Below are 18,939 nucleotides of genomic sequence, written 5' to 3' on the forward strand. Positions count from 1 at the left end.
TTTGTTGAATAAATTTGAATAAACGATGAACAATGTAAAAAATGTGTTTAGTATTAAGGATCTTGAGAACCTTTCGGGCATCAAGGCGCACACGATACGTATTTGGGAAAAACGCTACGATATTTTGCAGCCCATGCGTACGGATACTAACATTCGTTTGTATGATTTGGCGAGCTTACAAAAATTATTAAACATCACGTTGTTACATGATTACGGCTATAAAATTTCAAAAATAGCTACGTATCCACAGGAAAAAATACCTTCTTTAGTACGTGAAATAATTTCGAGCAAAACAGCAAAAAGTCATGCCATAAGTGAGTTTAAAATGGCTATGATGAACTTTGATCAGGAGCTTTTTTTTAATACCTACAATTGGTTAATTGCAGAAAAGTCGTTCAAAGAAATTTTTCACCAGGTTTTTATTCCGCTGATGAATGAATTGGGATTGTTGTGGCAATCCGATACTATAACTCCAGCTCATGAACATTTCATTAGTTATTTGATTAAACAAAAATTATTGGTCAACACTGAGAAACTTCAAGTTTTGAAGCAAACTAAATTGGATCGTATTTTTGTGTTATCACTTCCTATGAACGAAATTCATGAATTAGGACTGATGTATTTAAACTATGAAATTTTATTGCATGGCTACAAAACCATTTACTTAGGGGAGAGCATGCCAATCGAGAACTTGAAAGATTTGAAAAAACATTTTAGTTCTATCGTTTATGTATCGTACATGACAGTGCAACCCGAAAGAGATGTTGTGGATAGTTATGTTCAAAAAATGTCAGAAGAATTACTAGATGATACTACTGAATTATGGTATATTGGTCGCATGGTTGAGTTTGTAAAAAAAGAAAAATTATCTCAAGGAATAACAATTTTTAATTCCATCAACGAATTAGTCGATTGGATTTAATTATTTGTTTAAACTATTAGTATATTTGCTAAACAAATGAAGAATATTAAAAAGATTACAATCATAGGTTCTGGTTTCTCTGCTTTGGCTGCTTCGGCGTACCTAGCGCAAAGTGGATATGATGTTACAGTATTCGAAAAAAACGATGCTATTGGTGGTCGTGCTAGACAATTAAAAAAAGATGGGTTTACCTTTGATATGGGGCCAAGTTGGTACTGGATGCCAGACGTTTTTGAACGTTTCTTTGCTGATTTTGGAAAAAAAACTACCGATTATTATGAGCTTATAAAATTGTCTCCAGCCTACCGCGTGTATTATGGAATTGATGACTTTATAACCATTGCCGACAATTTAACTGAAATTATAGCTGCTTTTGAAGCTATCGAAAAAGGAAGCGGTGCTTTGCTGCAGGATTTTATGGCTCGAGCCAAAAGTAATTATGATATTGCCATTAAGGATTTAGTATATCGTCCGGGCGTTTCGCCATTGGAATTAATTACTCCAAAAACCGCTATGAAAGTAGGTGAATTTTTTAGCAACATCAGTAGAGATGTTCGCAAGAAATTCAAAAACAAAAAGTTGATTCAAATTCTAGAATTTCCGGTTTTGTTTTTAGGCGCCAAACCTTCAGATACGCCATCATTTTATAGTTTTATGAATTACGCCGACTTTGGATTGGGAACTTGGCACCCCAAAACAGGAATGTTTGACGTAGTTCGTGCCATGGAAAGTCTAGCTAAAGAGTTGGGAGTGAAATTTCAAACGGATGCCAACATTGAGAAAATTATTGTCGAAAATAAAACAGCTGTAGCCATTCAAGTTAATGGTGAACGCATAGATTCTGATTTGGTTTTGAGCGGTGCTGATTACCACCACACCGAAACTTTATTGGAGCAGGAGCACAGAGCCTATACAGAGAAATACTGGGATAGTAGGGTTTTTGCACCTTCGTCTTTATTATTTTATGTGGGTTTCAATAAAAAAATCGATAACATTTCGCATCACGCTTTGTTTTTCGATGTAGATTTTTATCAACACGCTAAAGACATTTATGATGAACCACAATGGCCTAAAGAACCTTTGTTTTATGCGAACTTCCCTTCGCTAACAGACAAAACTGCTGCTCCTGAAGGAATGGAATCGGGCTTTTTTCTAATACCTTTAGCACCAGGAATCAATGATACTGAGGCGTTGAGAGAGGAATATTTTGATAAAATAATTGATCGTTTTGAAACTTTAACAGGTCAAAGTATCAAAAACAATATTATATTTAAACAATCTTTTTGTAAAAATGATTTTGTGTCAGAATACAACTCATACAAAGGAAATGCCTATGGAATGGCAAACACTTTATTACAAACCGCATTTTTGAGACCAAAGTTAAAGAGCAAAAAGGTTAAAAATTTATATTTCACAGGTCAGTTGACCGTGCCGGGACCAGGAGTTCCACCTGCATTAATTTCTGGAAAATTGGTGTCGGAATTAATTAATAAGCAATTTTCAGAACAATAGTATGAAGCAATTATTTGATGATGTATCTTTTAAATGTAGCAAGTTAGTTACTAAGAATTATAGTACTTCTTTTTCACTAGCGGTGTATATGTTATCACCTGTTATTAGAGATGCCATTTATAGCATCTATGGTTTTGTTCGCTTTGCGGATGAAATTGTCGATTCTTTTCATGGATACGATAAGGAAAGTTTAATTACAGAGTTTGAGGATGAGTATTACAAGGCCAAAGAACGTGGCATCAGCTTAAACCCTATCTTGAACTCGTTCCAGCAAACGGTAAAGCAATACAATATTACAGATGATCTAGTTCAAGCTTTCTTGAAAAGTATGAAATTAGATCTTATTAAATCAGATTACAACAGCAAGGAAGAGTATGATGATTACATCTACGGATCAGCTGATGTAGTGGGATTGATGTGTCTGAAGGTATTTGTATCAGGAGATGACAAGCGATATGCGCAGCTCAAAGATGAAGCGATGCGATTGGGATCAGCGTTCCAAAAAGTAAATTTTTTACGCGACTTGAAAGATGATAACTTGGTTTTGAACCGGAATTATTTCCCCGGAGTCGATCTAAATTCATTCGACGAAAATGCTAAGAAAGCAATTATCAATGAAATCGAAGAAGATTTTAGAGTAGCCTACGAAGGAATTGTTAAATTACCTATTGAGGCTAAGTTCGGTGTTTATACCGCTTTCGTGTATTATAAAAAATTGCTTAAAAAGCTAGAAAATACACCTTGTGAGGAAATAGGGAGCGCCAGAATTCGAGTTTCAAACTATACTAAAGCCGGATTATTAGCCAAATCTTTTGTTTCCTATAAATTGAAGTTAGTTTAGATTACCCTTACTTTTTTTAAAAAAATTGTTTGACTTTAATACAGAATAAAATGATATTTTTTTTGATTTTTCTAAGTACTTTTCTAATAATGGAATGTATTACGTGGTGCACCCATAAATATGTAATGCACGGCTCTATGTGGTATTTCCATGCCGATCACCACCAACCAAAATATGCTAATATTTTTGAACGAAACGATATCTTTTTTGTAATTTTTGCCGCCCCAAGTATAGCACTTTTTTACTACGGAGTAGAGGGAGGTTTGAATAACAAATTCTTCATAGGTTTGGGAATTATGTTTTACGGTTTGTGTTATTTTATGATTCACGATGTACTGATTCACCAACGTTTCAAATGGTTCAAGCACACTAATAACAAGTACTTAATCGGTTTGCGAAAAGCACACAAAGTGCACCACAAACACTTGGGTAAAGAACACGGCGAGTGTTTCGGAATGTTATTCGTACCGTTCAAATATTATAAAATATAAGTTTAATTGGGGCGTTACCCCACTTTCACTAGCGTTACAGCGGGGTCGGGCAATCCGTTCCCGCTTTTTTTATCCTGCTTAAAAAAGCAGCACAAAAAAGAGCTCCACTGCTGTCCCTTACGCGAGTCTGTTACTAAGACATCATTTATTTTAAAACACCAAAAATGAAAATATACAAACAAGAAACCGTGCAGCATGTCAATGCCACTGTAGAAGAATGCTGGACTTTTTTCTCTAATCCAAGAAATCTTCAAAAAATTACACCAGAAGGAATGGGTTTTCAAATCACTGATTTTGATCAAAAATCTATGTATCCTGGCCAAATTATTCAATACAAAGTAACGCCACTCTTTGGAATTACCTTATCATGGATGACATTGATTACTCAAGTAAAGGAAAATAGTTATTTCATCGATGAACAAAAATTTGGTCCTTACAGTTTTTGGCACCACAAGCATTTCTTTGAAGCAACACCTACTGGAACTAAAATGACAGATGTGGTGCACTACGGATTGCCATTAGGGATTTTAGGACGTATAATGAATACGTTAGTGGTGAAAAACAAATTAAAATCCATTTTTGAATATCGTGTGACTAAAGTGGATGAATTATTTAATAAAAAGTAATGAGCAAGCAAGCTGTTTCCCTTTTTTGGTTCAGACGCGATTTGCGTCTCGAGGATAACATAGGATTGTTTCACGCGCTGAAATCTCCATATCCTGTACTACCTATTTTTATTTTTGATGAGGCTATTTTAAACAAGTTGCCAAAAAATGATGCTCGTGTTGGTTTTATCCATGAAAATCTTTCTAAAATAAATGCACAACTAGAGGAAATAGGAAGTTCCCTTTTAGTTCAAAAAGGTGAAACTGAAACTGTTTGGCAAACTTTATTGACACAGTACGATGTCAAAGAAGTTTTTTTTAATAAAGATTATGAACCGTATGCTTCAAAACGTGATGCCGCTATTTGTGGACTATTAGAAGCAAATCATGTTGTTTCGTATTTATTTAAAGATCAAGTAATTTTCGAAGAAAAAGAAATTACTAAAGCAGATGGATTGCCGTACACCGTGTACACTCCTTTTAAAAATAAATGGTTAGAAAAATACAAATCGAAGGCTCCAGTTCAGGAGTACGATGCCACTTCACTTTACGCTAATTTTCACAAAAATAGTTTTGTGATGCCTACTTTAAATGAAATTGGTTTTGAAGAAAGTAACATCAAAGTTAAGCCACATAATCTTAAATTTATAAGCAATTACCAAGACACGCGAGATTTTCCAGCGATGGATAAAACCTCGTATTTATCCCCTCATTTACGGTTTGGAACAGTTAGTGTTCGCAAATTAGTTAACTGGGCTTTTCATAAAAATGATGTTTTTTTGAGTGAACTTATTTGGAGAGAGTTTTTTATGCAAATCCTTCACAGTTTTCCTAAAGTAGTCAATCGTAATTTTAAATCGGCGTATGACGGCATTCAGTGGCGCAATGACGAAGCTGATTTTAAGCGTTGGTGTTCTGGAAATACAGGTTATCCTATGGTAGATGCAGGAATGCGACAGCTCAATGAAACCGGCTACATGCATAATAGAGTTCGTATGGTGGTTGCTAGTTTTTTATGCAAGCATTTATTAATCGAGTGGCAGTGGGGCGAGGCATATTTTGCTGAAAAATTATTGGATTATGAAATGTCTGCCAATGTAGGGAATTGGCAATGGGCAGCAGGTACCGGTTGTGATGCAGCTCCGTATTTTAGAGTATTTAATCCCGAAATTCAACAAAAGAAATTTGACGAAAAAGGAGTCTACATTCGCAAATGGATTAAAGAATTTGATTTGGGTTATGGAAAACCTATGGTAGAGCACGCCATGGCTAGAGATAGAGCTATTGCTACATACAAAGCTGGAATTTTAAAATAAAATACAGATTGAACAGTGTATAAATAGTTCAATTTGTATGGTCCTTGTTCTAGTAGATATTGAAAAGGATATTTTTTTATTCCTTAATTAATTTATTGAGCATTCCATTGAAGATAAAACCATGGAAGGGTAAAACAGAGTACCAATAGAGTTTACCCCAAATTCCTTTGGGTCTAAAAGTAGCTGATTGGTATAAAGTGTGATTTATAATTTTAAATTCGAGCCAGGCTTCTCCCGGAAGTTTCATTTCGGCAAACAAAATAAGTTTACCCTCCTCCTTATTGGCATACAAAACCCTCCAAAAATCCAAAGCGTCACCAGAATGTATATCGTGTCTGTTGGTTCTTCCTCGTCTGGAGCCCACACCACCGTATAATTTATCAATAAAGCCACGTAAGTTCCAGAGCCAATCTCCATAATACCAGCCTGAGTCGCCACCTATAGACCAAATTTTGTTGATTGTAAACTCCCGATCAATAAGTTCCATTTTTCGACGGTCGATAAAACAGTCCTTTTTGGGAACTTTTAAGTAGCCCGACATATTAGTTGTAAAACGACCACTCACCAAGGAATCTTTCCAACTGGATGCTACTTTATCTTCATCAACTTTGATCAAAGCACGTGAGAGTCCTTGTTGGTAAGTCATAGGCGTTACGTGCAGCAATTCATTAATTCGGGTATCATTACAAACTACTTCTACTTTCATACTGCTGACTAACGCAGATGCCAATCTGTAAGACGTTGAAGTTACAAAATACAACCAATAGGACGACAATTTAGGTGTCATTACTGGCACAGTAAAAATCCATCGTTTTAGATGTTTTGCTTCTGCAAAACCCAAAAGCATTTCTTTATACGTTAATATATCTGGTCCACCAATGTCGAAACTTTGGTTGTAAGTAAGCGGATTTAATAATGATTTGGATAAAAATTCAAGCACATCAGGAATAGCAATGGGCTGACATCTCGTGTTGAGCCACTTTGGGGTAATCATAACGGGCAGCTTATTGACTAAATCTCGAATAATATCAAAGGAGGCGCTTCCTGAACCTACTATAATTCCAGCTCGTAAAGTGGTAGAGGCAAATGTACCTGTATTTAAAATTTCTTCTACTTTTTTTCTTGAGGACAAATGTTTTGATAACGATGTATCGTTTACAATACCACTCAAATAAATCACCTGTTTCGCTTTGGTAGTATTCAAGCGGGTAACAAAATGATGCGCGGATAGGCTCTCAAGTTCATCATAATTAGCGTCAGATCCTGACATGGAGTGAATCAAGTAATAGGCAGCATCAATTTCATCAGGTATTGCTGTTAACGTATCTTCATCAAGAAAGTCAACTTCTATGATTGTGATATGGCTGACGCAGTCAATTGGACAATAAAATCTATTCTTATCTCTTACACAACAGATTATTTCGTGACCTTGTTCTACCAATAATGGTAAAAGTCGCTTCCCAATATAACCTGTTGCACCTGTTAAGAGAATTTTCATAATGTATATTTTTAATCATTTAAAAGTAAGACAAATAAAAGGGATCAAGATCCTTAACATCCTTTCGGTTATTTAAGCCATACTTTGCATAAAATAGCTAAATATAATTTAAAGCGAAGTCCATAAATATAATTATGTGTACACTTTGCTTTATATGAAAAAAATAGATTTGTAATTACAAAACAAAAGATTTTGCTATCGTTATCTATTGTTGAGTATTTATAAAATAAAGTTAACTCAATTTATTCGAAACAAGACTAATAAATTCTTTCCTTGTTTTATCTTTCTCAAAAGCTCCTGTAAATGATGAGGTAGTTGTTACAGAATTTTGTTTTTGAATACCACGCATTTGCATACACATGTGCTGCGCTTCGATTACAACAGCTACACCAAGCGGGTCTAAAGCGTCTTGAATACAATTCTTTATTTGATCTGTCAATCGTTCTTGCACTTGCATTCTTCTTGCAAAAGCGTCAACAACTCTTGGAATTTTACTCAAGCCTACAATCTTACCATTTGGAATATACGCCACATGTGCTTTACCAAAAAACGGTAACATATGGTGCTCACACATCGAATAGACTTCGATATCTTTTACCACAATCATTTGTTGGTGGTCTTCTGTAAACATAGCTGACCTAAGTATTTCCAATGGATCAAGGCCGTAACCATGTGTTAAATACTGCATCGCTTTAGCAACACGCTCTGGAGTTTTAAGAATGCCTTCGCGGTTTACATCCTCGCCTAAGTTTTCAATAATTACTTTATAATTATCAGCTAGAGCTTCAGTTATTTCAGTATCGTATTGTTCAATTTTTTCGTAACTTTTCATTTCTTTTATCATTGTATTCTGTGTTTCAATTTTATTGTAGGTAATTGTTTTTAAATTTTAAAAGTAACTATTCCATAATCCATTTCAAATATTTGACCGGAGATGGATTTAGCATTTTCAGAAATTAAGAAGTTTGCCATGTTTGCAACTTCTGCAGGTTTTAGATAGCCTTTCATTGGGTGGCGTTCTATCATGTTTTCTTTCATGCGGTCGTTTCTTAAAATACCTGCTGCAAGCGATGTTTCGGTAATAGTAGGCGCTATAGCATTTATGCGCACTACTGATGCCAGTTCAGCCCCCAATGATTTTACCAATCCTTCGACACCCGCTTTTGCAGTAGCGATGCTTGCGTGAAAGGGCATTCCTAATTTTGCCGCTACTGTGCTGAAAAGAACGATTGAAGGATCTGTACCTTTTCTTAGAACAGGTAAATATTTTTGAATGGCCTTCACTGCGCCAATCACATTAATTTCAAAATCGTTTTTGAAATCGTCAATGCTTAGACTTCCAATAGGTTTCAAATTAATAGAACCCGGGCAATAAATCAAAGTATCTATCGCTTCAATTTCAGGAAGTGCTTCTTTCAAAACATCTACCGAAAAATGTTTGAGGTTGGGGTGTGTGATCTCAGGAGCATTTCTGCTGATGTTGTAAACTATGTTTGTTTCTAATTGTTGCAACAAAATGGCACTACCAATTCCTTTACTACCACCAATGATTACTATGTTTTTCATATCTGTTATTAATCAGTTATATAAATTAAGGCAAAGTTTATTTATTAGTAACTAAAATTATCTTTTAGAAATTTTATTGTTATTGATTTGTCGCTGCATGGTACATTTAAAACGACCCTCGCGGAATTCGCGTAATTTTTCATGTTTGGTTTTACGACCCTGCACGCGTTCACGCCACATTCTAAAACTAGACGGTTTCATTTCGGTTCGCATCAAGTTGATTACTTCCTGCTCTTTTAATCCAAATTGCAGTAAAATAGCATCAAAAGTGGTTCGGTCCTCCCATGCCATTTCGATGATTCTGTCTTTTTCTAAATCGGTAAGTTCTTTTTTTGTGGTCACGCTATTTTAAATATTAAATTCTTGTACTTGTTTAAATTTGTTTGCTAAACATTATTCACTATCGCCAATATCTGCCATAGTATGTAATCGTAATATCCGGGTACTTTCTTCATTTACCAGCGGGTTTTTCTTCATTTTCCATAAAAAATCACTAGCAAATTTCCGTGTTCTTTCCATATTCACGATAGGTTTTGGATAATTGACACCAACTTCAAAGTCGTTAAATTTTTGATCCAAATACGTCATTTTATACGGTTCATGAATAAAAACACGGGGTAAGCTTCTTAATTCTGGAACCCATTTTCTAATGAATTCACCTTCAGAATCGTGTTCGTAGCTATTTTTTATCGGATTGTAAATACGCAACATATTAATGCCTGTTTCACCAGCTTGCATTTGCAACTGCGGAAAATGGATACCAGGCTCAAAATCTAGAAACATTTGTGATAAATGTTGTGTTGCTTGCTGCCAAGGTTGCCATAAATTATGAGTAAAAAAGGAAACTAACATCGCTCTCATCCTAAAATTTAGATAACCAGTTTCATTTAAGCAGCGCATACACGCATCTACCAATGGGAATCCTGTTTGTCCCGTTTTCCAGGCAATAATGTAATTTTCATTCACTTTTTTATCCAAAGAATGAAAACCTTTATTCACGCTTTCGAACTCCATAATTTCCTCCATTTCAAATTTTTGTATGAAATGAGCTTGCCAAGTTAGTCGGGATAGGAACGAGTCTATTTGTTTTTTATCATTGCAGTGTAATTTAAAAGTGGCTGCTTTTTGTAAAACTTGTCTAGAGGATAAATTTCCCCAAGCTATATAAGGTGACAACCTGCTGCAACTTTTTCGCGCTAGTAAGGGTTTTGATATATGAGAACTATAATTATGATAGCGTTCATCAAAAAAAGTCTTGAGATATTTCTCGGCCATAGTAGCACCTCCTTTTTGGAAAATGGTATCCGGGACAGTTGCTAAATCAGCTTTTTCGAAAACAGTTTCTAGTTCATTGATTTCCTCAACATTGATATAATGATCTGGTTTTGGATCAAAGTCAAACTGCGGCTGATTCATATAATCTTCCCATTTAGAAACCCAATTGTTTCTGTTTTTGAGAGCTCTAAAAATGCCGTTATTTATATTTTCTTCCCAGTTGATTAAATTGTTTTTACAGAAACGTTTAAAGGTTTTATCTCTTTCATAGGTGATTTTCAAACCTGTTTCTTGGTGAGAATACACATTGTCAATTTTATAGGTTTCCTCTAATATATTAAAAACTTGAAGTACTTCAGATGAAACGGCTAGCACTTTAGTATTGGATTTTTCCAATTGCTTGTTGATATCTAACAGAGATTGCTTAATAAAATTCCAATGTCTCTTGCTGTAATGGGAATCATTTTCTAGTGATTTTTCGAAAACATAAAGAAACAAGGTCGGAATACCTGTTTTAGTTGCATTAAAAATTGCTTCGTTATCTTGTAAACGAAGGTCTCTTTTAAACCAAACTACATTTATATGTTTTTTATTTATACTCATCTATTTTTTTAAAATAATTTTTGTTGCAGCCACAATTTTTGGAATTTAAATTGCCCGTCATAGTTGGATGCTTGCAACTTGATATTAAATTTACGATCTCTAGGGTCGTTTCCTACTCCTGAAACATACATCCAGTTTCCGTAGTTGCTGTGTACATCATAATCTACAAGCATGGCTTCAAAATACGCTGCTCCAATACGCCAATCAATCAGTAAATCTTTGGCAAAATACGACGCCACATTTTGTCTGCCGCGGTTGCTCATGAAACCTGTTTCGCGTAGTTCGATCATGTTGGCATTTACAAATGGCTCTTTTGTTGTGCCGTTAATCCAGCCTTTTATTGCTAATTGATTGTTTTTCCAATCGTAATCTCTATCTAATATTCCACCAATTTTAAATATGGTGTCTCCATTTTTCAAGGAGATGTATTTAAAATAATCTCTCCAAATCAATTCAAATATCAGCCAATAAGTAGATTCGTTTTTCTCTATTTCCTCTTCAAAATTCAGAATCTCCCAATAGATTCTTCTAGGCGAAAGGGTACCGTTTGCCAACCATGGAGAAAATTTAGAACTAAAATCGGTACCTACTAAACCATTACGGGTCAGTTTGTAAACGCTTAATTTTTTGGTTTCCCAAAAATAATTTTTCAGTCTTTTTAAGGCTTGATTTTCACCACCTAAAAATGGAAATGCTGACCTTGGATCTGGGATAAAAGCATCAAAACCAAGTTTTTCTAAAGTCGGGATTTCAGTTGTAATTTCCTGCCAGTTTTGCTTGGGTAATGCGAGTATTTCAAACTCTTCTCTTACCTTAGAACGTTTTTCGCATTGATTTCTAAATTGTGTAAAAACATTTGGAATCGACTCTATAGAAAACGGAATATCTTTTGGATGAAATAAAAATTGATTGTACGTTCCTAAGAATTTGGTTTCCTTGCAATTTGCTTTTACAGCTTCAAGTACTTTAGATTCCTCACTGGTCCATTCGTATTGAAAGTAAACAGTCGTGATCTCATGCTCAGTACTAATTTGTGGAACTACTTTTTCAGGCTCATCAAAATGGACTAAAAGCGGAATATTTAATTTCGATAAGTTAGATCTTAGTTCTGCTACTGATTCGATTAGGAATTTAGCTCTAAATTTTTCTGTTTTTTTAAAGCCAAATCTTGATTCTGTAAAATGTCTTGGATCAAAACAATATATCGCGATGACGCTTTCATTATTTTCCACAGCATTAAATAAAGATTCATTATCATGAACTCTTAAATCATTTCTAAACCAGATTAACCCTTTTTGTTTCTTTTGCATTTTTCGCTACAATATTTTACTTCATCCCAAACCTTTTCCCATTTCTTGCGCCAATCAAATGGTCTGTTGCAGACCAAACACATTTTAGAGGGTAGGTTGCCTTTTTTCACTAGTTGTATTTCTTATATTCGTTAACCACAATAGTTGCTTTTAGATCAAACATCAAATTATATAAGCCAAAAAATGTACGGTTCATATAGATAAAGTGTTTCGATCCACGGTTCCCATTCATTTTTTTCAAATTCGTATCCTTCGAAAAACGCTCTCCTAATTGTGCAATACTGTCAAAAAATGATTCATCAGAAAAATCGAAAGTTTCTGCTTGGAACGGTTTTGTAAATAAGGATAATAAGTCATGAAACATATCCGTGAAATAAGCTATTTCTTCTTTGGTATCATCCGTTCTTAATATTTCTAATTCAAATAATTTCGCATTAAAAATTTTGGGATCGTTGATTACTTTTTTGTCAATCAATTCAAAATAAGGCGTGTAAAAATCAGTAGGAATCTGTTTCATACAACCAAAGTCTAATGCGACTAATTCATTGTTATCGTTCACTAAGAAGTTCCCAGGATGTGGATCAGCATGTACTTTTTTCAAAATATGAATTTGATACATATAGAAATCCCATAAGGCTTGACCCACTTTGTTCGCTATTTCTTTATTGCTATTGGTTTTTGCAAATTCAGAAAGGTGCTTTCCGGTCATCCAATCCATAGTGATGATTTTTTCTGTTGAAAATTCAGGATAATATCGTGGAAAAACAAGATTTTCTATTTTTTCGCAGGCTGCAACAACTTCCTGACTTTGTTGTAGTTCTAACAAGTAATTAGTTTCTTCAATTAGTTTGTCTTCTACTTCTTTAAAGTATTTATCAGAATCTTTGCCTTGTAAGTTAAACATCCTAATAGCAATAGGTTTTACCATGGATAAATCTGAAGAAATACTGTTGGCAACACCCGGATATTGAATTTTAACTGCTAGTTTTTTGCCGTTTTTTACCGCCACGTGCACTTGTCCGATACTAGCTGCATTTACAGAATTAGCATTGAACTCGTCAAAAATTTCATTTGGTGTTTTCCCAAAATTACTTTTGAATGTTTTTAAAACCAATGGCGCGGATAAAGGCGGAACTGAAAATTGCGATAATGAAAACTTTTCAACATAGGCTTGTGGCAAAAAACTTTTGTCCATGCTTAGCATCTGCGCTACTTTTAAGGCACTTCCTTTTAAACTTTTAAGTCCATCATAGATATCTTCGGCATTGTCTTCGTTTAATTTATCACGTGTCAAGTCAGAGTTTACTATTTTTTCTCCGTAGTACTTCAAATAATTTACGCCCACTTTTGCACCAGTTTGCACCAGTTTAGTAGCTCTTTCAATTTTTGAAGTTGGGATGTAGTCAATTGTTTTCATTATTTATTGTATATTTTTTCTTTGAAAATGAATTTTCCAAAGTCAATTAAGCTGTCAATAGGAGCAATGTTCATCAGTTCAAATGTTGCTTTTACGGATTTTTCGATATAAATATCTGTTTTCTCAAATGCTGGAGAGGAATCATCTAACCAAAACTTCATAGTCAACAAAAGCTGAATCCAAGATGTTTCAATAAATGTTTTTTCTTGGAAATTTTGAAATCGTTCTTGTTGCGTTCTAAAATCGTCTGTGATAATTTCGATTAAGAAATTTTTGTAGCTATTTCTTAAACCGGATAAAAGCGCTAATTTTTTTAATTGATTGTTGTGTTCTTTCAAGACCATTACAACATAACTTCTGTTTGCTGTAAGGATTTCAAAGAAGGTAAAGTAAAAACTGAGCATTTTACTCCTCATATCATACATCTCGTATTCCTTATTTTTGTGCAGTAAATCGATTGTTTTCTCAGTAAACATTTTGAAAATTTCTTTTTCGATACTTTCTATAGTTCCAAAAAACGCGTAAAATTCTGTTTCTGTAAAATCATTCAGTTTTGTGAAATGATAAACTGACTTAGGTTTTTCGCTGTTTTCAAGTACATAATTCATGTACATTGAAACTATTTTATCCTTTGTGATGCTTGATTTTTTAGTTGCCATTTTTATGTATTTCAAATTAGAGTATAAAGGTAGTAAATGTTTAACTATATATTAATAAAGTTAAACAAAATTTAATATAATTTTATATCGTTATAAATTGTTAGTTTTACACTACTATGAAAAAAAATGTTTTAATAAGTGGAGGTTCTGGATTTATTGGGAGTCATTTAGCAAGTTTATTAGTTTCAAAAGGATACTCTGTTTCTATACTGAGTAGAACTGAAAAACAAAATAGAGATGGTATTTCTTATTACAAATGGGATGTTGCCAAAATGACAATTGATGAAAACGCAGTCATAAAAGCGGATTTTATAATACACTTGGCTGGTGAAAATATTGCAGAAAAAAGATGGACAGCCAAACGAAAAGCTGAAATTATCGATAGTAGAGAGCAGTCTACTCAGCTGTTGTATTCGGTGTTAAAAAAGAATAATAAGAAACTAGAAGCATTTATTTCAGCATCAGCAATTGGTATTTATGGTGCTTTAAATGGACAAGAAATTTGTACAGAACAAATGGCACCTGCTAATGATTTCTTGGGTTATATCTGTCAGAAGTGGGAAGAGTCACTAGATTTTATAGAAAATTTAAATATTCGAACAGTAAAAATTCGTACGGGATTGGTGTTAGGAAAAAATGAAGGTTTTTTGAGTAAACTGGTTCCGCTTTTTAAAAATAGATTGGGTTCCGCTATAGGCTCTGGCGAGCAATACATGCCTTGGATTCATATTGATGATTTGTGTGGTATGTATTTGCAAGCGATTTTAAATCCTACAATGGAAGGTGCTTATAATGCAGCTATTTTAGATGATACCACTAACACTCTCTTTTCTAAAACCTTAGCACGCATATATGGATATTCGATATGGTTGCCTAATGTTCCTGCTTTTATTCTAAAATTGGTAATGGGCGAAATGGCGGTTATTGTTTTGACTGGACGCAGGGTTTCATCTGATAAAATTGAACAAGTTGGTTTTCAATTTAAATTTAAAAACTTGGAGGTTGCATTAAGAGATTGTTTAAAAAAATAAGTTTATTGTAAGACACAACTGACTGTAATTTTTACTGTTTTGGATATTTTAGTATCTACTATGGCGGGAATTTTGATGTTAAAATCAGCTGTGTTTACTATAACTGATGTCACAAGTTCTAATCGGTTGTCTATTTTTTTCAAAAAACCGACACAGTTTATTTTTTTAGTTTTACCATGAATAGTAATTTTCCCGTTGATTTGATGCTGTTTTGCAGTTGAAGTACAATTTTTTAAATCAAATTTTTCGATTCTACCTTTGAAAATAGCTCTAGGATACTCGTTGCTTTCTAAGTAATTATCATTAAAATGTTCTTGCATCAAACTTCTTTCAAACTGAAAATCCTTAACATACATCCAACAGGTAAAATCACCAGTTTTAGTTATTAAAACGCAGTTTACTTTTTTATTAATAGCTTTTACTTCTTCAAAAAATGGAATAGAGGCTTCAAAAGATACGCTTGCATGATCTGTCATCATTCTTTCTTGAGCAAGCAGTTGCACGGCAAAAAGTAAAAGTAACGCTATTGTAATTTTTTTCATGGAATTGATGAATTAAATTACTTAAAATTACAAAAAATATTTTTTAAAACATAAGACTTTGACGACTAAAAAAACAAATAAAATTTATTATTTTGTACATTTTAATTAAAAAAAAGGAACTCTTTTTTTAATGTTTTAGCAGTGCTTTTTGATTTTATTTAGAACTAACGTTTTCTTAAGTTAGTCTTGTAATTCTAATTTTACGTTGTATTTTTTTAAGTTTTCTAGCGTCTCTACTGAGTTGTAATCAAATTTTTCTTCGTGCAGTTCTTTTTCTTTTTTCAACTCTATTTGTTTGATACAATTGCAAAAGCGGCGCACTTCATTTTTATTAGATAAAATTAATCCTGGAACAAGCATACTATTGCCTAGCTCGTCCTTGGCAACCATAGTAAAATAAGAGGAATTGCAATGTTTGATTGTTCCTGTTTGTATATTCTCGGCTTCTACACGAATGCCAATAACCATAGCACTTTTACCAACATAATTTACAGAAGCTTTCATAGTTACTAGTTCGCCAACTTCTATAGGCTTAAGAAAATTTACAGTGTCTACGGATGCCGTTACACAATAATTTCCAGAGAATTTTGAAGCGCAAGCAAAAGCAATTTGATCCAATAAAGACAGTATATAACCTCCATGAATCTTTCCGCTAAAGTTTGTGTGCGAAGGAAGCATTAATTCTGAGATACTGATATTCGATGAAGCTACAGTTTTAAAGGTCCTATTCATTATTTGATTTTAAAAGGCGAGTTTACTTTTTTTACGGCTACAATAAAGTAGCGAGTGTCTCCCCACCACGGGAACGTTCGGTAGCGCTCCACATAGTTCACTTGAACATATTGACCTTCCATATCTTTTAAATCAGCAATCACTTTTTCTTCACTATCCATCACAGAAAAAGTAAAAATCTGTGCTCCAGAAATTCCTTGACTAATTTCACCTTCCCAAGTTTTGAATGCAACACCTTTGTGACTGACCTTGATCAACTCACCAGATCGCACGCCTTCACTGTAGGTTGCTGTGTATAAAAAACCAAAATATCCTGCTACTGCTACTAGAAGGACAACACTGATAATCAATAAAAATTTTCTCATTTTAGATTTAGTTTAAAAGTTTATTTTCGTCTTTTTCTGCTCGGTTTAAGATACTTTCGGGAAGTGCTTTTTTAGCTTTAGCCCCCATTTTTTTTAATTTCTCGACACTTACAATTAAATTTCCTTTCCCTTCTACCAGTTTGTTCATGGCACCACTATATTCTATTTTGCTTTCGTCTATTTTTTTTCCTATTTTGATTAAATCACCCACAAAACCTTCGAATTTATCATACAAAGCACCAGCTTGCCTAGCAATTTCGAGTGCGTTTTCTTGCTGCTTCTGGTTGGTCCACATGCTGTCAATAGTTCGCAAAGTAGCTAATAAAGTGGCAGGTGTAACTATGACAATATTTTTTTCGAATGCCTTGTTGTACAAACTAGTATCCTCATTGAGTGCCAAAGCAAAAGCAGGTTCGATAGGAATAAATAATAATACAAAATCTGGGCTTTCAATTTGGTATAAATCCTGATAGTTCTTGTTGCCTAATTGCTCTACGTGACGTTTTATAGAATTAACGTGTTCTTTTAAAAAACTAGCTTTTACCTCTTCTTCCTCTTCATTGATGTATTTTTCATAGGCAGTTAAAGAAACTTTAGAGTCGACAATCATTTTTTTGCCATCTGGTAAATTGATCACTACATCAGGGAAAACGCGGTTTCCATCAGCAGTTGTAAAGGCTTGCTGCACTTCATACTCTCGTCCTTTTTCTAAACCTGATTTTTCTAACACACGTTCCAGTACGAGTTCGCCCCAATTGCCTTGCATCTTGCTATCTCCTTTTAATGCTTTTGTCAAGTTGATTGTTTCTTTGCTCATTTGGATATTCATTTCTTGCAATCCCAATATTTGTTGACGCAGAGCGGCATGGTAATCGATGCTTTCTTTGTGTGTGTCTTCGACTTTCTTTTCAAACAATTGAATTTTATCCTGCAAAGGGGACAAGATATTTTTCATGTTTTCCTTGTTCTGTTCGGTAAATTTATTCGATTTTTCCTCTAATATTTTATTGGCGAGGTTCTCAAATTCTTTCGTGAATTTTTCTTGAAGTTTTTCTACTTCTTCTTTTTGTTCTTTGTTTCGTTCCCAAAGATTCTCAAAATCTACTTCCTTTTTTGAGAGTTGAATTGCAAGACTGTCTTTTTCACTTCTGATATTTTCTTTTTCAGTATTGGATGTTTCTAATTGTTTTTCAAAGGCTATTTTCTCCATTACAATTTGCTCTTTCAGTTGATTAAACTGTGAACTGGAAGCAATGAGTTTCTCCTCTAAACTAATTTTTTCCGACTGGAATCTGGCAGCGTATAGCATCTTGCCAATGAAAATCCCGATAGCGAGTGCAACTATGAAAATCAATAAAAATGGAAGCATATTTGACATAGAATTTCTTTTTGTAAGTTTGTAAAAATAAAGAAAAGTTTCCGAGTTTCTTTTGAGAAATCAAAATAGTATTTATTTTTTAGTATTCATGGAATTGTAAATTTAGTAATAACTTCATCTTTAAACTTTAGAATACATGCTGGATAAATCTTTAAAATTCAAAACGCTGTTTTGTGCAACAATTTCAATTGTGGGTTGGTTTGCTGTGATTTTTCAATTGTATCTTATTATCATTAATCGTGTGGCTTCACTTCCTGAAACAATCGTTCGATTTTTTAGTTTCTTTACTATTCAGACCAATATTCTCGTAGCAATTTGCTTTTCCTGTCTTTGGTTGGGGCCAAAATCCAATTGGGGTTTGTTTTTTTCAAAAGCGAAGAATGCAACTGCCATTACTTTGTATATTTTAATAGTAGGGCTAGTTTATAACGTAATCTTACGTTTTTTATGGGCTCCGACAGGTTCTCAGAAATTAGTAGATGAGCTGCTGCATCTCGTAATTCCAGTATTAGTTTTATTGTATTGGATTGTATTTGTAACCAAGAATGAATTGGAATATAGCACAATTTTTAAATGGCTAATTTTTCCTTTTGTGTACTTAATTTATACCTTAATTCGGGGCGCTTTTTTTAATTTTTACCCGTATCCATTTGTTGATGTAAACGCTTTAGGATATTCTGAAGTGATTCGTAATAGTTTTTTTATGCTATTGACGTTTTTATTTTTTGGAATGCTATTGATTACTGTAGGCAAAAAGACTGCAGTAAAGTCGTAATGCTGTTGTTAATTAAATTGCTGTATGTACTCGAATAAACCTAGTAAAAAGTACACTCTTATACCATATTTTGTAAATACTTTAAATAAATAAAGCCAGAT

21 protein-coding genes are annotated in these 18,939 nt (G+C 33.9%); 8 read left to right on the plus strand and 13 right to left on the minus strand.

All coding sequences use genetic code 11. From position 1 onward, the window contains the following. Nucleotides 1-25 precede the first annotated feature (25 nt). From AC061C_RS09215 to AC061C_RS09240, 6 genes are all read left to right on the plus strand, one after another. Nucleotides 26-922, plus strand: coding sequence for a MerR family transcriptional regulator (locus AC061C_RS09215; protein ID WP_478290933.1), 897 nt, complete (start codon nt 26-28; stop codon nt 920-922). A 36-nt stretch (nt 923-958) separates the two neighbouring features. Then, nucleotides 959-2,434 carry a bifunctional phytoene desaturase/3,4-desaturase gene (gene crtID, locus AC061C_RS09220; protein ID WP_478290934.1) on the plus strand — a complete coding sequence of 492 codons (1,476 nt, stop codon included), beginning with the start codon at nt 959-961 and terminating at the stop codon, nt 2,432-2,434. 1 nt (nt 2,435) lies between these two features. Beyond that, nucleotides 2,436-3,275, plus strand: coding sequence for a phytoene/squalene synthase family protein (locus AC061C_RS09225; protein ID WP_478290935.1), 840 nt, complete (start codon nt 2,436-2,438; stop codon nt 3,273-3,275). A gap of 50 nt (nt 3,276-3,325) precedes the next feature. Beyond that, the gene (locus tag AC061C_RS09230; protein ID WP_478290936.1) at nt 3,326-3,766 is read left to right on the plus strand and encodes a sterol desaturase family protein; all 441 of its coding nucleotides are present in this window, start codon (nt 3,326-3,328) and stop codon (nt 3,764-3,766) included. A 164-nt stretch (nt 3,767-3,930) separates the two neighbouring features. Then, complete coding sequence (locus tag AC061C_RS09235; RefSeq protein ID WP_478290937.1) at nt 3,931-4,392, plus strand: SRPBCC family protein; 462 nt, start codon at nt 3,931-3,933, stop codon at nt 4,390-4,392. Next, nucleotides 4,392-5,687 carry a cryptochrome/photolyase family protein gene (locus tag AC061C_RS09240; RefSeq protein WP_478290938.1) on the plus strand — a complete coding sequence of 432 codons (1,296 nt, stop codon included), beginning with the start codon at nt 4,392-4,394 and terminating at the stop codon, nt 5,685-5,687. Before AC061C_RS09235 ends, AC061C_RS09240 begins: the two co-directional genes overlap by 1 nt. A gap of 76 nt (nt 5,688-5,763) precedes the next feature. Here AC061C_RS09240 and AC061C_RS09245 read toward each other — a convergent pair whose 3' ends face one another. The 9 genes from AC061C_RS09245 to AC061C_RS09285 all read right to left on the minus strand — a co-directional run bounded on the left by AC061C_RS09245 (nt 5,764) and on the right by AC061C_RS09285 (nt 14,015). Further along, complete coding sequence (locus tag AC061C_RS09245) at nt 5,764-7,185, minus strand: SDR family oxidoreductase (RefSeq protein WP_478290939.1); 1,422 nt, start codon at nt 7,183-7,185, stop codon at nt 5,764-5,766. A 232-nt stretch (nt 7,186-7,417) separates the two neighbouring features. Continuing rightward, nucleotides 7,418-8,017 (minus strand): GTP cyclohydrolase I FolE, encoded by a 600-nt coding sequence (gene folE / locus AC061C_RS09250; protein WP_417968850.1) that lies wholly within the window; start codon nt 8,015-8,017, stop codon nt 7,418-7,420. A gap of 50 nt (nt 8,018-8,067) precedes the next feature. Then, complete coding sequence (locus AC061C_RS09255) at nt 8,068-8,751, minus strand: SDR family NAD(P)-dependent oxidoreductase (RefSeq protein ID WP_309758575.1); 684 nt, start codon at nt 8,749-8,751, stop codon at nt 8,068-8,070. Nucleotides 8,752-8,808: 57 nt separating this feature from the next. Continuing rightward, on the minus strand, nt 8,809-9,093 hold the full coding sequence (locus AC061C_RS09260) for a TIGR03643 family protein (protein WP_309758573.1): 285 nt from the start codon (nt 9,091-9,093) through the stop codon (nt 8,809-8,811). 51 nt (nt 9,094-9,144) lie between these two features. Further along, nucleotides 9,145-10,629: a cryptochrome/deoxyribodipyrimidine photo-lyase family protein gene (locus AC061C_RS09265; protein WP_478290940.1), complete on the minus strand. Its 1,485-nt coding sequence runs from the start codon at nt 10,627-10,629 to the stop codon at nt 9,145-9,147. Between the two features lie 8 nt (nt 10,630-10,637). After that, entirely contained in the window at nt 10,638-11,939 is a 1,302-nt protein-coding gene (locus AC061C_RS09270) for a DASH family cryptochrome (protein ID WP_478290941.1), read from the minus strand. Next, complete coding sequence (locus AC061C_RS09275; protein WP_417944634.1) at nt 11,915-12,049, minus strand: DUF2256 domain-containing protein; 135 nt, start codon at nt 12,047-12,049, stop codon at nt 11,915-11,917. Before AC061C_RS09275 ends, AC061C_RS09270 begins: the two co-directional genes overlap by 25 nt. After that, nucleotides 12,049-13,356: an ABC1 kinase family protein gene (locus tag AC061C_RS09280; protein ID WP_478290942.1), complete on the minus strand. Its 1,308-nt coding sequence runs from the start codon at nt 13,354-13,356 to the stop codon at nt 12,049-12,051. Before AC061C_RS09280 ends, AC061C_RS09275 begins: the two co-directional genes overlap by 1 nt. Next, complete coding sequence (locus tag AC061C_RS09285) at nt 13,356-14,015, minus strand: TetR family transcriptional regulator C-terminal domain-containing protein (RefSeq protein WP_478290943.1); 660 nt, start codon at nt 14,013-14,015, stop codon at nt 13,356-13,358. The genes AC061C_RS09280 and AC061C_RS09285 overlap by 1 nt, the downstream gene beginning before the upstream one ends. A 116-nt stretch (nt 14,016-14,131) precedes the next feature. Between AC061C_RS09285 and AC061C_RS09290 the strand changes: the two genes are divergently transcribed. Next, nucleotides 14,132-15,046 carry a TIGR01777 family oxidoreductase gene (locus AC061C_RS09290; protein ID WP_478290944.1) on the plus strand — a complete coding sequence of 305 codons (915 nt, stop codon included), beginning with the start codon at nt 14,132-14,134 and terminating at the stop codon, nt 15,044-15,046. Nucleotides 15,047-15,048: 2 nt separating this feature from the next. On the opposite strand, the gene AC061C_RS09295 is transcribed toward AC061C_RS09290, so the two are convergent. The 4 genes from AC061C_RS09295 to AC061C_RS09310 all read right to left on the minus strand — a co-directional run bounded on the left by AC061C_RS09295 (nt 15,049) and on the right by AC061C_RS09310 (nt 18,063). Next, nucleotides 15,049-15,588 carry a YceI family protein gene (locus tag AC061C_RS09295; protein WP_478290945.1) on the minus strand — a complete coding sequence of 180 codons (540 nt, stop codon included), beginning with the start codon at nt 15,586-15,588 and terminating at the stop codon, nt 15,049-15,051. Between the two features lie 180 nt (nt 15,589-15,768). Beyond that, nucleotides 15,769-16,320, minus strand: coding sequence for an acyl-CoA thioesterase (locus tag AC061C_RS09300; RefSeq protein ID WP_309757022.1), 552 nt, complete (start codon nt 16,318-16,320; stop codon nt 15,769-15,771). Next, nucleotides 16,320-16,685 (minus strand): 6-phosphogluconate dehydrogenase, encoded by a 366-nt coding sequence (locus tag AC061C_RS09305; protein ID WP_478290946.1) that lies wholly within the window; start codon nt 16,683-16,685, stop codon nt 16,320-16,322. The genes AC061C_RS09300 and AC061C_RS09305 overlap by 1 nt, the downstream gene beginning before the upstream one ends. Before the next feature lie 7 nt (nt 16,686-16,692). Further along, nucleotides 16,693-18,063, minus strand: a complete 1,371-nt coding sequence (locus AC061C_RS09310; RefSeq protein WP_478290947.1) for a DNA recombination protein RmuC — start codon at nt 18,061-18,063, stop codon at nt 16,693-16,695. Nucleotides 18,064-18,199: 136 nt separating this feature from the next. On the opposite strand from AC061C_RS09310, the gene AC061C_RS09315 reads away from it, so the two are divergent. Beyond that, nucleotides 18,200-18,838 carry a Pr6Pr family membrane protein gene (locus AC061C_RS09315; protein ID WP_478290948.1) on the plus strand — a complete coding sequence of 213 codons (639 nt, stop codon included), beginning with the start codon at nt 18,200-18,202 and terminating at the stop codon, nt 18,836-18,838. Nucleotides 18,839-18,939 lie beyond the last annotated feature (101 nt).

This window comes from Flavobacterium sp. GNP010 (assembly GCF_056428945.1).

Bases quoted from the DNA above. Each gene is read 5' to 3' on its own strand.
- AC061C_RS09215 (WP_478290933.1), top strand. From the start codon at position 26: ATGAACAATGTAAAAAATGTGTTTAGTATTAAGGATCTTGAGAACCTT.
- crtID (WP_478290934.1), top strand. From the start codon at position 959: ATGAAGAATATTAAAAAGATTACAATCATAGGTTCTGGTTTCTCTGCT.
- AC061C_RS09225 (WP_478290935.1), top strand. From the start codon at position 2,436: ATGAAGCAATTATTTGATGATGTATCTTTTAAATGTAGCAAGTTAGTT.
- AC061C_RS09230 (WP_478290936.1), top strand. From the start codon at position 3,326: ATGATATTTTTTTTGATTTTTCTAAGTACTTTTCTAATAATGGAATGT.
- AC061C_RS09235 (WP_478290937.1), top strand. From the start codon at position 3,931: ATGAAAATATACAAACAAGAAACCGTGCAGCATGTCAATGCCACTGTA.
- AC061C_RS09240 (WP_478290938.1), top strand. From the start codon at position 4,392: ATGAGCAAGCAAGCTGTTTCCCTTTTTTGGTTCAGACGCGATTTGCGT.
- AC061C_RS09245 (WP_478290939.1), bottom strand. From the start codon at position 7,185: ATGAAAATTCTCTTAACAGGTGCAACAGGTTATATTGGGAAGCGACTT.
- folE (WP_417968850.1), bottom strand. From the start codon at position 8,017: ATGAAAAGTTACGAAAAAATTGAACAATACGATACTGAAATAACTGAA.
- AC061C_RS09255 (WP_309758575.1), bottom strand. From the start codon at position 8,751: ATGAAAAACATAGTAATCATTGGTGGTAGTAAAGGAATTGGTAGTGCC.
- AC061C_RS09265 (WP_478290940.1), bottom strand. From the start codon at position 10,629: ATGAGTATAAATAAAAAACATATAAATGTAGTTTGGTTTAAAAGAGAC.
- AC061C_RS09270 (WP_478290941.1), bottom strand. From the start codon at position 11,939: ATGCAAAAGAAACAAAAAGGGTTAATCTGGTTTAGAAATGATTTAAGA.
- AC061C_RS09280 (WP_478290942.1), bottom strand. From the start codon at position 13,356: ATGAAAACAATTGACTACATCCCAACTTCAAAAATTGAAAGAGCTACT.
- AC061C_RS09285 (WP_478290943.1), bottom strand. From the start codon at position 14,015: ATGGCAACTAAAAAATCAAGCATCACAAAGGATAAAATAGTTTCAATG.
- AC061C_RS09290 (WP_478290944.1), top strand. From the start codon at position 14,132: ATGAAAAAAAATGTTTTAATAAGTGGAGGTTCTGGATTTATTGGGAGT.
- AC061C_RS09295 (WP_478290945.1), bottom strand. From the start codon at position 15,588: ATGAAAAAAATTACAATAGCGTTACTTTTACTTTTTGCCGTGCAACTG.
- AC061C_RS09300 (WP_309757022.1), bottom strand. From the start codon at position 16,320: ATGAATAGGACCTTTAAAACTGTAGCTTCATCGAATATCAGTATCTCA.
- AC061C_RS09305 (WP_478290946.1), bottom strand. From the start codon at position 16,685: ATGAGAAAATTTTTATTGATTATCAGTGTTGTCCTTCTAGTAGCAGTA.
- AC061C_RS09310 (WP_478290947.1), bottom strand. From the start codon at position 18,063: ATGTCAAATATGCTTCCATTTTTATTGATTTTCATAGTTGCACTCGCT.
- AC061C_RS09315 (WP_478290948.1), top strand. From the start codon at position 18,200: ATGCTGGATAAATCTTTAAAATTCAAAACGCTGTTTTGTGCAACAATT.